Here is a 13,243-nt window from a genome sequence, read left to right on the forward strand (position 1 = left end):
TGCGAGATTTTAGGGAGGTAAGAGCTCGTGCTCTATTGGTTCTTTGTTCGTAGTCTTGGCCCGCTGGCCCGTTGGCGTATGCATCCGGAAGGCGTCGGTGTCGACAATATCCCCAAAACCGGCGGCGGTATCATCGCTTCGAATCATCTGGCCGTCATCGATGATGCGCTGATTCCGCTGACCAGCCCGCGCATGGTTCATTTCATGGGCAAGGCCGAATATTTCGAAGGCAAGGGTCTCAAGGGCAAGTTCATCAAATGGTGGTTCACTTCCGTCGGTGTGTTCCCGGTGGATCGTTCAGGGGGCTCGAAATCGCTCGGGGCGCTTGCTCACGCCCGTGAAATCATCGAAGACGGGCATCTTTTCGGCATTCACGTAGAGGGCACGCGTAGCCCCGATGGAAGGCTTTATCGGGGGCACACCGGCGTGGCGAAGCTTGCCCTGGAAACAGGCTGCGACATCATTCCCACGGCCGTCATCGGCAGCAGGAAGATACAGATGCCCGGACAGGTCGTTCCCAGCTCCGGGTACACCAAGGTGGTTTACGGCAAACCGATTTCGGTGCGTAAAGTCGATCCGGATACCATCACCCATGACGAGCTGCGCGAGTTGACCGACCATGTCATGGCCGAAATCGATAAGCTCAGCGGTCAGGAATACGTCGACGAATATGCCCAAACCGTCAAAGCGCGAATGAACAAGGTGCAACAGGCCAAACAAGCACAATAGCCGGACCAGGCTCAAACGTAATAACGGACGATTGGGCGGTGAGATCAGCGCAACAAGCGGCTGGAGACACTAGCTGCAAGCAGTGTCGTGGACGTTCGTGCCGGTCAGTAGTCAGAAGTCACGGATTCTGCGAAACGATCTTCAGACCACGGTAAGCGTGATGACGGTGGGGCCGCCGTCATTGCCCCGCACGCGAACCTGCGCTCCGGGGTCGGGCGATTGGAAACGGACCTGATGGGTGAGGTCTCCCAACGGCGCGGAGATCTTGACCTTCAGCCCCAAGGCCTCCAACGTCTTCTGGGCGTCGTTTTCGTTCTTGCCGCGCACGTCGGGAATGGTCACCGTCTCCGGCCCCTTGGAAACCACGACATCGACCTTGTCGCCCCAATGCAGCTGCGTGCCGGCCTTGATCGATGTGGAGACGATGGAGCCGGCCGGTACCGTATCGTCGAACGCTTCGGTGTAGCTCGGTTTGAGTTTCGCATCGTCGAACGCAGCCTGGGCGTCGTCCTTCGTTCGACCCGTCACGTCGGGCATGCTCACCGGCATCGGTCCTTTGGAGAGGACCAGTGTCACCTTGCGGTTGTGCGCGATCGTCGTTCCGGGCTTGGGAGAGATGGATTTTGCGGCTCCCAGGGGAAGGTCTTCGGAGTATTCGTCCTTGCTTTCCTCGTGAACGATGTTCGTGAAACCGGCTTGGGAGAGGGTCTCCATGGGCTTTGCCCCGGCAGCGCTGGTCGGGTCGAGGATGTCTTTGGGGATGGTGACGTGCCGCACGCCTTTGGAGACGACGACCTTGAGTCTTGCGTTGGTGCGCTTGCTCACATGTTCTCCCACATTTCCGGGATCGGTGGAGATGACTTCGCCTTTGGCCACGGTATCGCTGAATTGTTCGGAAACCTCATAGGGGATGCCGGCCACCTTGAGGGTGCTCTCGTACGGTTTCCATTCGACATCGGTGATACGGCATACGCTGTTCCTGCTGCAGCTCAGGCCCTCGGGCTTGGGCACGCTGTAATAGCTTCCGGGGCCGAGGAAATACCACCATGCCACGCCGGCGGCGGCGAGTATCGCCAAAAGTGTCAGGATGATGGTCGTGACGATGACCGGCTTGCGAAGGCGCGGACGTTTTTGCGGCGTCGTCTTGGTCGTTGGACTGTCGCCGGGTGCATCCATCAGACCGATGGTCACGGTCGGATGGTTCGCCGCAGCCGTTCCGTCGTTGGCCAGGGTCCGTCCATCGATGGCCTGCGTGGCGGCGTTGGGCGAAGAGCGGCGTTCATCCATGCCCGGTGGCAGCGTCTGAGTCGCGATGAATGTCGATGAATCGGCAGGGGAGACGGGGTTCGCCGAAGAGTCCGGGGCCATGAAGATGCCGGAGGCCCCGGAAGCATCGGAAGATCCGTACCCTGTCGACGATGCCGGAACAGGCTCCGTTTGCCCGGATACAGGAGGCACGGCGTTTGTCGCGCCTGTAGCGTTTGGTGGCGCAGGCGCTTCGGTGCGCCCCATGGCGGCTTGCTTGGCCGAGCCTGTCTCGAATGCCGCAGAACCATTGCGATTCCAGGCGTTTGTCGAGTCATCGTCGCAAAGCGCGGGTGAATCGGCATCGCCGGCATCGTTGTGGGCAAGAGGAGAAGATGCGGCGGCGCCGGGCGTCAGAGGCGCAGCGGTGCCGACCAGTGGGGAAGAGCCTCCTTGCATGGCGGTGTTCGCGTTCTCGCGGCGAGGATTATAGCGGTATTGCCAGCCGTCGACGCCGATATGCGAGCTCAGCGTCCTGAGCTCCTGCAACGCGGCCGAGGCGTCCGCAGGGCGGCTTTCGACCGCCCGGGCCGTCAGATGGCTTACAAAAGTCGAGATCGAGGGATCGATGCCTTGACAGACTGTCTCAAGCGCCGGCACGTCTTCATGAACATGCTTGAAGACCATCGTCACCGGGTTGTCGGAGGTGAAGGGCACTTGCCCGGCGAGCATTTCCCAGGCCATGATGCCTACGGAATAGAGGTCGCCTTGCGGGGTGGCGAGATTGTTTTCGATCATTTCGGGAGCCAGATAGGCCGCCGTTCCCAAAAGCATGCCGGTGGTCGAAAGCGTCGCCTCGCTCATCGCCTTGGCCAGCCCGAAATCGGTGATCTGCACGCGGCCGCGGTCGTTCAACAGGATGTTTTCAGGTTTGATGTCGCGGTGGACCACGCCGGCCCGATGTGCGCTCGCCAGCCCGTCGAGCGTCTGGGAGATGATACGCACCGTCTCATGGACGCTGAAGGTGCCGCGTTCGTTCATCTCGTGGCGCAGATTGACGCCATGCACGTATTCCATCACCAGGTAGTCGCGTCCGCCGGCCGTACCGGAATCGTAGACCTGCACGATATGCGGGTTACTGATGGCGGCGGCGCTGCGTGCCTCGCGGTGGAACCGGGCGACGAACTGGTCGCGGTGCGGTCCCTGAGCCAGCTGCGTGTGCATCACCTTGATGGCCACGATGCGTTCGAGCCGTTCGTCGCGGGCCTTGTAGACCGTAGCCATGCCGCCATCCGCAATCGGCCCCAAGACGCGGTAACGCCCGTCGATCAGTGGGGTTTGCGGCTGCGTTTCGGCTTCGCTCATGACTTGGTTGTGTTCCTTGGCTACTGGTGGGTACGAATGTCTCAATATTACATGCCACAAGGTACGTCAGGGATTCGGCATGCGTTGGACTTGGAATCGGTTACCTCAGCTCGTCGTCAATGAAGCGCGCACAGCAATCGGTCAGCGCCGCCTGACCCTTGGAGGATATATCGATTTTGCCGATCGCGCATTGTGTCTGCTGCCATAGATCACGGATACGTTTGCGCGAGATATCGACAGCTCCGCTCGAGGCAAAGAGGCCAAGCACGTTTTGTACTTCGGCGTCGCTTCGCGTGGATTGCCGATAGATCCTGATCAACGTGTTACGATTCGTCTCGTCGACTGATTGCAGGGCATCGGCCAGCAAGACGGTGTGCTTGCCTTCACGGATATCGCCGCCGACCGGTTTGCCGGTGGATTTGGACGTTCCGATCACATCGAGCAGGTCATCGGCCAGCTGGAACGCCACGCCCAGAGGCAGCCCGATGTCGTGTGCGGTTCGATGGGCGGTTTGCGGGGGCATGCCCGCTGCGCATAAGCCGAGTTCGAGAGGGGCGATGGTGGTATAGCTTGCCGTTTTCCATGCAAAGACGTTGAGTGAGGCTGCGATCAGTTCGTTTGACCGCTCCAGGCTGATGGTCTCGGCGCCGAGATCCAGAGTCTGGCCGATTTCCACGGCCCGTTGCATTTGGAAAAAAGTATGCAGGTTGATTTCGGAATGCTGCAATTCCGGGCATTCCAGGGCCTTCAAGGCGATGTCGGCCGAGGCTGTGGCGAGCATGTTGCCCAGCATCAGGGCCAGCCCGGTCCCGAAATTGTCCGGTGCGTTCTTCCTTGACAAAGCGACATGGGCGCTGGCGCGGCCTCGCCGTCGCGGCGAGTCGTCGATGATGTCATCGTGAATCAAGGCGCTGGTCTGGTAGATCTCGATGGCACAGGCGAGATCAAGCATGGCTTGAGGGATGGCGTCGACGGTCTCGCCGTCATTCACACCGAAAGGGCCTGCAGCGTGTTCCTGCACCTTCGCCCGGCAATCCGGATCCTGCCTGTTCTCGGACGGGTCGTCGGCGCGGTACGCATGGAATGCCGCCAGGGCGAGGAGCGCGCGGAGCCGTTTTCCCCCGGCATTGGCCTTCAACCCCTCGTCGAAGACCGCGTTCAAGGACGGCTGCAGGTCCACCTGTACCGCATTGCGGCCATTGTCGTGCATCCAGTCCTGGCACAGTTCGGCGATACGTCGGTCGATGACACGGTTGTCCACACTTATTTGCATAAGACCCAAGATTATCCACATCAGCCTACTTGGTTATTCACATCGTGCTATAAGCCCAAGAAACGGCGGATTTTCAAGGCTTATGAGCATTCGACCACAGGAGGCAAAAACGACACGGAAAACAGGCGGAGTGTGCCATAGTGAATCGAACAGGATGGTTGATGCCTGTAGCGGCACAGTGCCGTAAGGGCAGCAGAAACGAAAGGAGCAACCATGACAAAGCAAACAGCAATCCACGCAAGAGGTTGTACGCCACGGCGTCGCCCGACGGCAAGGCCAGAGGATGCGCGACCCCGCCGTACGGCGGACGAGGGCAGGCAATCCAGAGCGCCGTTCGATGACCCTGCTTTCGCCGGTAGGCGCGGGAACCGATCCCGGAACCCCTTGACGTCCGATGTGTCGATGGATAGCTCGGAAGCGAACCATAGCGGAGAACAGACACAACGTCCTCGCGTCGAGCGTTTTGAGGGTGGGGCCGACCATGACGCGGCGGACCGTCCCATCTTCGATGAGGCGATCGCGCAACAGCTTGAGGATTCGATCGCAGATTCGATCGAGGATTCGCAAGAAGCGATTCGTGATGAGCAATTGGAGGCATTGGCGAGACACTTGCAAGAGTGCAAGATGGAGAAGGGAATCGCCAAAGCGTGCCGCGATTGGCTTGATGCCCCGTTCTGCGAATGGAACGACAACCTGTGCAATCATCGTCATCGTATGTCAAAGCCCAATGCCACTGCCATCTGTGTGGCGATGGCGGATATGCTTTCCCCTCGTGATGCTCTGATCATGTCATTGGTGGGCGCGACGAATGCGAAGGTCGGTGTCGAGGCAATGCTCGACTTGGCGGCGGAACCCCATGATCCGGCCAACGTCATCCGTCTTTACCGACTGCTGGATGCGGCTTTCAACGATGCCGACGCTTCGCCCGATCTCGAACGTTGCACGTGCGGGATAGACATGCTTGCCGACATGGCCGCAATGGTCTGCGGACGTTTCGAAGTCCAGCCGTTGACCGTGGCCGCATACGGGTCATGGTGGGTGGGCGGCGGCGATGCGCTGGATTACGCGCGTCAGGCGCTTTGCCTGGATGGGCAATGCACGCTTGCACGTATTATCTGCTCTGCAATCAGTCAGGGGTTGTGTCCCGCCTGGCGTATGTAAAATATCGCAAAGGCGTTTCTGGCCTTGACCAGAGGGAAACCGCGGCCGAAAGGAAGGCGCATGGGCATTTTCGCATTGTTTGACGAAGCCATCGCCCGTCAACGGGAATAATCGTCCTTGTTTGATGGTTGACTCTTATAGTTACTGGTTTTGTAATGTAGTGGTTTCGCGTCTTGTAGAGGCGTGGGCATAATTATCATTCACTTTTAGGAGGGTACGTTTGGCCAAGAAGGAACAGGCAACAACCGTAGAGTCTGAGCAAAGCGAGGATAGCAAGGATACCAAGGCCACTCGTAAGTCGAAGGCCACCCGTTCGTCTTCCTCGGCTGAAACGTCTATGACAACGGCCAAGACGAAAAGGGCCCGGAAAACCACCACTGCGAAAAAGACCAAGAAGAACGAGAAGAAACCTGATACCGTCGATATCGAAGAAGATTCCGGAAACGTTTCGGACGATGACGATTTTCAGGATGCCGATCTCGACAACGTCGAGGAAGTCGACGAGAACGAGAATTTCGACGATTTGACGGACGATTCCTCCACTATTCCCGATAGCGACGTGGATGAGAACTCCGAGCCCGAGGATGACGACGATGACAGCGCCGCATCCCATCGCACAGCTCCCGCACTGCCGAAGGCCAAAGGCGCGTTCGTCGTCACCAACGATGACGACGATGACAATCTGACCCCCTCAGGCAATCCGAAGCGCCGTGTGATCGCGGCCGGTGCCACCGCCGATCCCGTCAAGGATTACCTCAAGCAGATCGGCCGTGTCAGCCTTCTGAACGCCGAGCAGGAGGTCGATCTTTCCGAGCGTATCGAGGCCGGGCTGTATGCGCAGCATCTGCTCGACTCCCAGTCCGACGGCATGGACTTCAAGCGCAAGCGTGAGCTCAAGTGGGCCGCGAACGACGGCAAGAAGGCCAAGGACCATCTTCTTGAGGCCAACCTTCGCCTCGTCGTCTCGCTGGCCAAGCGTTATACCGGCCGTGGCATGCTCTTCCTCGATCTGATTCAGGAAGGCAACCTGGGTCTGATCCGTGCCGTCGAGAAGTTCGACTGGAAGAAGGGCTTCAAGTTCTCCACCTATGCCACTTGGTGGATTCGCCAGGCCATCACCCGCGCCATGGCCGACCAGGCCCGCACGATTCGTGTGCCCGTCCACATGGTCGAGGTCATCAACAAGCTTTCCCGTGTCCAGCGTCAGATGTTGCAGGACCTCGGCCGTGAGCCTACACCCGACGAGCTGGCCCGCGAGCTTGACATGCCGGTCGAAAAGGTGCAGGAAGTGCAGAAATACGGTCGTGAGCCGATTTCATTGCACACGCCTCTCGGTGAAGACGGCGATTCCGAATTCGGCGATCTGATCGAAGACACCGACGCGATTGCGCCGAGTGAGGCTGTTGCGTTCTCCTTGCTGCAGGAGCAGTTCAAGCAGGTGTTGGAGACGCTTTCGCCTCGCGAGGCCGGCGTCATCAAGATGCGCTACGGCCTTGAAGACGGCCAGCCCAAGACACTGGATGATATCGGTCGCGTCTACGGGGTCACCCGTGAGCGTATCCGTCAGATCGAGTCCAAGACCATGTCGAAGCTGCGTCACCCGTCTCGCTCGCAGACGTTGCGCGACTTCCTGGATCAGTGATCATAGGCTCTTCGCCCGCCGCTTTGCGCGGCGGGTTTTGCATATCCGACAGGATTCCACGTTCGGAGGATTGGTTGTACGGCAGAGGATTGGCTGTCGGATCTGTTTCGATATGAAGCCGGTTGATACGATGGAAATCGTCGACCGTATTGTTTTAGAGACCATGCTGTAGCGTGTACCGCTTTGGCGAGGCTGTTGGGTATGGTGATAATTCGTGGCTCAACGCCGAATCTCTTTTGTTAAGGTAGGTATGAAAGCGAATGGTTGAGGAATACAGTGCCAAGGACCTGTCCGTACTGGAAGGACTTGATGCCGTACGCAAGCGCCCGGGCATGTATATCGGCACCACCGATAGCCAGGGGCTCATGCACTGCCTGTGGGAGATCATCGACAATTCCGTCGACGAGGCGCTCGCCGGTGCCTGCAACAAGATCGTGGTCACCCTGCATACCGACGGTTCCATCGAAGTGGCCGACAACGGCCGTGGCATCCCGGTGGATGTGGAGAAGAAGACCAAGCTCACCGGTGTCGAGGTCGTGCTGACCAAACTGCACGCCGGCGCGAAATTCGGCAATTCCTCCTACGGAGCTTCCGGCGGTCTGCACGGTGTCGGTTCCTCGGTGGTCAACGCGCTGAGCTCGCGTCTTGACGTCGAGGTCGACCGCAACGGCAAAACCTACCATATGGCCTTCCATCAAGGGCATCCGGGTGTCTACGACGATCCGGACACACAGCATCGTTCTCCGGACAACAAGTTCAAGAAGACTCGGAAGAACAAGCCCACCGAACTTGAGGTCATCGGCAAGGTGACGCCAAAGACCACCGGCACCCGCATCCGCTATTGGGCCGATCCGGAGATTTTCAACGACACCGCGCATTTCAGCTATGAGCAGCTCATCGATCGAGTACGGCAGACCAGCTTCCTGGTTCCGGGCCTGAAGATCATCGTCATTGACGAGAACATCCCGGAAACCGGCGACGCAGCCGTGGATGATATGTTCGAAGTGGACGGACCCCAAAAATCCGGGGATATGCGCTCTGATTCGGATACGGATTCGGATACGGCAAGCGTTGGGCAGACGCCCACGTTGGCGGCGGCATTCGACGGCAACGAAGGTGATCCTGCGCCGAAGACTCAGCAGGGCGAAGATGGCCAGAGTGATATGGCGGCGGATGGGGAATCGTCATCCGGTAGCACCGAGGAATCCACGTCAGACAATGCCGGGCAAGCCGATTCCGCAGCTCGGATGTCGGCCGATGATACGCAATCGAAGGCAGGCGGGTCCCGGGATGGCGGCAACGCGTCGCTGAACGTGGAAACCGACGGCCATCCCGCTCATGCTCACAAGCGTGTCGAGGAATTCCTGCATACCGGAGGCGTGAAGGACTTCGTCGACTTCCTTTCGCAAGGTGAGCCCGTTTCGACGGTGTGGAATATAGCCGGCGATGCCACCTATACCGAAGAGACGCAGGCGGTGGACGACAACGGCGACCTGCACGCCGAAAAGATCAAACGAGACTGCTCGGTCAACATCGCCCTGCGCTGGGTCAACGGCTACGACACGACCATCCGCAGTTTCGTCAACGTGGTGGAGACCCCCGGCGGCGGCATGCACGTCGACGGGTTCCTGCAATCGATCACCAAGCAGGTGCGCAAGGCCGTCGAGGCCAACGCCCGCAAGCTCAAGGTCAATCTGAAGGATTCCAAGAGCAAGGTCGAGCGCGACGACATCCTCGCCGGTCTCGTGGCCGTGGTCACCGTACGCATCGCCGAACCGCAGTTCCAAGGCCAGACCAAGGACGTGCTCGGTACGGCTCCGGTGCGTCCGATCGTCTCGAAGATGACCGACAAGCAATTCGGCGAGATGATCAACGGGTCGCGCCGCGGCTTCAAGGAGCAGTCCGGGCGGGTCTTGGAAAAGATCGTCGGCGAGATGCACGCCCGCATCCAGGCACGCAAGACCAAGGAGGTCACCCGCCGCAAGAACGCGCTCGAATCCGCCTCCATGCCGGCCAAGCTTTCCGACTGCCAGCCGGGCAACGACGATGTGGCCGAACTGTTCATCGTCGAGGGCGATTCCGCTCTGGGAACGGCCAAGGCGGCCCGAAACTCCGGTTTCCAGGCGTTGCTGCCGATCCGTGGCAAGATCCTCAACGTACAAAAAGCCAGCATGACCCAGATCCTGGCCAACAAGGAATGCTCGGCGATCATCCAGGTCATCGGTGCGGGGAGCGGCGCCAACTTCGACGTCACCCAGACCCGCTACAACAAGGTCATCATGATGACCGATGCGGATGTCGACGGCGCCCACATCCGCATTCTGCTACTGACGCTCTTCTACCGATTCATGCGACCGCTCATCACTCACGGCCATGTCTACGCCGCCGTTCCGCCGCTGCACCGCATCGCGCTGGCCGGCAAGCACAAGGGCGAGTTCATCTACACCTATTCCGACGACGAACTGGCCGGCAAGCTCGCCGAGCTCGACAAGCAGGGCATCGCCTATAACCCCGATGTGCAGCGTTACAAGGGCCTGGGCGAGATGGACGCCGACCAGCTGGCCGACACCACCATGGACCCGCGCAGCCGGATGCTGCGCCGCATCTCCATAGAGGAGGCCGAGGATGCCAGTAGCATATTCACCCTGCTGATGGGCGACGAGGTGCCTCCGCGCCGTCAGTTCATCGTCGACAACGCCGACGATTTCGACCGCACCAAGATCGACACCTGATAGCGATTGCAACAATTACTTTGCCCGTATCGGAATCATTGCGATATGGGCAAGTCTTGTATAGTTGTTGAAGCTTGTCAGGACAGACCGGGTCGGTTGATGAGGCTCGAAGCAATTTGATATTCCGGCGTTGTATGTCATGAGACGAATGCGTTTCGTTCCTGTATTCCCGTTCTCACGGTATGAGAGAATGAAAACGTTGTCTTGGATTCGGTTGCCGGAGCAGCAAAATCTGGAACCGGCGTCATGGTCTGAAGGAGTCATCGTGACCAATCTGTTGTTGGCCGTCATCTATCTGGCGTTCATTTCGCTGGGTCTGCCGGATTCCCTGCTGGGTGCCGCCTGGCCGAGCATGCGCCCGACGATGGGTGTGCCGCTTTCCTGGGTCGGCGGCATCTCGATGATCATTTCGGCCGGTACCATCGTCTCAGCGCTGCTTTCCGACCGTCTGACGCTACGATTCGGCACCGGCAAGCTCACCGCCGTCTCCGTGGGGCTCACCGCCGTGGCTCTCTTCGGCTTTTCGGTCGCACCCAACTACTGGATGCTTGCGTTGATCGCGATTCCCTACGGCCTCGGTGCCGGCGGGGTCGATGCGGCGCTCAACAACTATGTCGCCATCCACTACGCGAGCCGTCACATGAGCTGGTTGCACTGCATGTGGGGTATCGGCGCCTCCGTCGGTCCCTACATCATGGGATTCGCGCTCTCCAATGGTCAGGGCTGGCCGTGGGGCTATCGTTACATCTCGATCATTCAGATTGCGCTGACCGTGATCATTGTGTTCTCCCTGCCGTTGTGGAAAGGCCGCAACGACGTTGTGCTGGCAACCAGCTGTGAAGGCCGCGAGGGCGATGCACCTGCGAACAAGGTTGAGGGCGTCTCTGAAACCGAAAACGCAGCAGAAAGCAAACCCGTCAAACCGTTGGGTGTGCGTGGGGTACTTGCCATCCGTGGCGCCAAAGAGATCCTCGTCATGTTCTTCTGCTACTGCGCCATCGAGACCACCGCAGGGCTCTGGGCTTCAAGCTACATGGTCGGTCACGACCGCATCGGCAAGGTCACCGCCGCGTCTCTGGCAAGCCTGTTCTATCTCGGCATCACTGCAGGACGTGCGTTGAGCGGGTTCATGACCATGAGATTCGACGATCCCACGATGATTCGCATCGGACAGGTGGTTCTTGGCTTGGGGCTGATCGTCATGTTGCTGCCGTTGCCGGCTCATGTCGCCACTATCGCAGGTCTGGTGCTGGTCGGATTGGGTTGCGCGCCGATCTATCCGTGCGTCATCCACTCCACGCCTTCGTATTTTGGCACCGAGCGCTCGCAGGCGATTGTAGGGGTGCAGATGGCGTGCGCCTACACGGGCTCGCTGGTGATGCCTCCGGTGTTCGGCCTGATCGCCCAGCACGTCTCGGTGGCGCTCTATCCCTGGTACCTGCTGGTGCTGTTGGCGCTGATGATCGTGATGCATGAGATGTTGCGGCGCAAGGTGGCTGGTCGGGTCGGCTGATTCCATTGTGGTTTGTCTGAGTGTGTCGATGTCAAGGGTGAAGGCATGTTCGACGAGCCCACTTGGCAAGCCGCTTGATTGCGGATTGTTTGGATGCGTTGACGTCGAAGGTATCTTGGGCGGGTCCGCCTGGCAAAATTGCCTGGCTATGGATTGCTTGGTGGCATCGACATTGAGGGTGAAGGAATCTGGACGAGTCCACCTGACAAATCCGGCTGATTACGGGTTGCTTGGTTGAGCGGTCTGAGATTGGTGTCACCTGTATGGAAGTTGTTGAAAGCAAGCTGTGAGGCGGCTGGAATGGCATGTCTTAAGTCATAAAGATGCTAGGAAACGGTCAGGTTCGCAGACGGATCAACGTCCTGAGGAGTTGCCATAATCGAACATATGTACGAATGCTTGAGTCTGTTCTCGCCACCCACCAGGGCGTGGTTCAGACATGCGTTCTCGGCGCCAACGAACGCCCAGCAAGAGGCGTGGCCACATATCAAAGCCGGTGAAAACGTCTTGGTCGTCGCGCTCACCAGTTCCGGCAAGACGTTGGCTGCCTTCCTCTCCGCCATTGATGGGTTGATCGGTGAACAATCCGGTGACAAGCCGTCTCGACCAGGCAAGCCGGGCGTCAAAGTGCTCTATATCTCGCTGTTGAAGGCGCTGGGCGCCGATGTCGAGCGCAATCTGCGGGTGCCGTTGGGGGGCATCGCCGCACAATGCGTCGCCATGGACGTCGAGCCTCCCGAGAACGATGTGGCCATCCGCTCAGGGGGTACCGCGGCCAAGGAGCGTCGGCGCATCGCCGCGCATCCGCCCGATATTCTCATCACCACGCCCGAGTCGCTGTATTTGTTGCTGACATCGAAAGCCCGGCGCATCCTCAAGGGTGTCGAGACCGTCATCGTCGATGCGGTGCCGCCGCGTCGCTAGTTCATCGTTGACAATACCGTCGGTTTCGACCGCAGCAAGATTGACTCCTGACGGGAGAGTAGCTATCGCTTAGAGGTATGAGCATTATTATATTTTGTTGGACAAAATGCCGAAGATTCGAAAAGAAGAGATATTGTGATACACTGCTTGTCTGACATCTCCAGTCGTGAATATTGTTCGTGTCCATATGGGGTGGTTTCTAGTGATTATTGCAACACCTTGAGGTGAATCAGGATGTTGCTTGGTAGCATACGAGTTCGGCGGGAAACGCTACCCGGACGGAAATCCATGCTGAAGGGACATTACACGCGGCTGTCCAACGTCGGTATGAACTACACGCAGGCGGTCCGCATGATCAGAATCTCGAAACGCACCGGTAGGGCCTGGCGCACCGACTGTAACGAGAAGCCGAGCGTCGACAGCTACCATTAAAGGTATGGAACAGCCAAGGTCATCGACGGACGCTATCTGAGCTAGGAGAGGAACACCTTCGAATGGCTGACACGGTACTGGAGTTCGGGGCAAACCAAACGCCGCCTTGGTCATGGCGTACTTGGATATAAGACCGTGAGGGCAAGCCACAAGACCATCTCCGGGTCATATGCCTCCAGTCCAAGTGCAGGTTACGGTCCGAACTGAAACAGGCCCTACGGAAAGGA

The 13,243-nt window shown here is 58.9% G+C and carries 8 protein-coding genes and 1 pseudogene; 7 read left to right on the top strand and 2 right to left on the bottom strand.

The features are described 5' to 3' along the window. Positions 1-27: 27 nt before the first annotated feature. Positions 28-729, top strand: coding sequence for a lysophospholipid acyltransferase family protein (locus OZX64_RS03465; RefSeq protein ID WP_277156069.1), 702 nt, complete (start codon positions 28-30; stop codon positions 727-729). Positions 730-870: 141 nt separating this feature from the next. Here the strand turns inward: OZX64_RS03465 and OZX64_RS03470 are convergent, their stop codons facing one another. Together OZX64_RS03470 and OZX64_RS03475 are read right to left on the bottom strand one after the other, a co-directional pair. Continuing rightward, on the bottom strand, positions 871-3,339 hold the full coding sequence (locus OZX64_RS03470; protein WP_277174809.1) for a Stk1 family PASTA domain-containing Ser/Thr kinase: 2,469 nt from the start codon (positions 3,337-3,339) through the stop codon (positions 871-873). Between the two features lie 100 nt (positions 3,340-3,439). Continuing rightward, on the bottom strand, positions 3,440-4,612 hold the full coding sequence (locus tag OZX64_RS03475; RefSeq protein WP_277174810.1) for a polyprenyl synthetase family protein: 1,173 nt from the start codon (positions 4,610-4,612) through the stop codon (positions 3,440-3,442). Between the two features lie 396 nt (positions 4,613-5,008). Here OZX64_RS03475 and OZX64_RS03480 point away from each other — a divergent pair, with 396 nt between their 5' ends. The 6 genes and pseudogenes from OZX64_RS03480 (at position 5,009) to OZX64_RS03505 (ending at position 13,016) form a co-directional block, all read left to right on the top strand. Beyond that, positions 5,009-5,773, top strand: coding sequence for a hypothetical protein (locus OZX64_RS03480; RefSeq protein ID WP_277174811.1), 765 nt, complete (start codon positions 5,009-5,011; stop codon positions 5,771-5,773). 220 nt (positions 5,774-5,993) lie between these two features. Continuing rightward, the gene (locus OZX64_RS03485; RefSeq protein WP_277174812.1) at positions 5,994-7,415 is read left to right on the top strand and encodes an RNA polymerase sigma factor; all 1,422 of its coding nucleotides are present in this window, start codon (positions 5,994-5,996) and stop codon (positions 7,413-7,415) included. Between the two features lie 260 nt (positions 7,416-7,675). Further along, positions 7,676-10,147: a DNA topoisomerase IV subunit B gene (locus OZX64_RS03490; RefSeq protein ID WP_277174813.1), complete on the top strand. Its 2,472-nt coding sequence runs from the start codon at positions 7,676-7,678 to the stop codon at positions 10,145-10,147. A gap of 265 nt (positions 10,148-10,412) precedes the next feature. After that, complete coding sequence (locus OZX64_RS03495; protein WP_277174814.1) at positions 10,413-11,660, top strand: MFS transporter; 1,248 nt, start codon at positions 10,413-10,415, stop codon at positions 11,658-11,660. Between the two features lie 387 nt (positions 11,661-12,047). Next, positions 12,048-12,563 (top strand): annotated as a pseudogene (locus tag OZX64_RS03500) (DEAD/DEAH box helicase); the annotation flags it as partial. A gap of 309 nt (positions 12,564-12,872) precedes the next feature. After that, positions 12,873-13,016, top strand: a complete 144-nt coding sequence (locus OZX64_RS03505; protein WP_277174815.1) for a hypothetical protein — start codon at positions 12,873-12,875, stop codon at positions 13,014-13,016. The last annotated feature ends 227 nt before the right edge of the window (positions 13,017-13,243 follow it).

Source organism: Bifidobacterium sp. ESL0704 (genome assembly GCF_029392075.1).
In the GTDB taxonomy this organism is placed as follows: domain Bacteria; phylum Actinomycetota; class Actinomycetes; order Actinomycetales; family Bifidobacteriaceae; genus Bifidobacterium.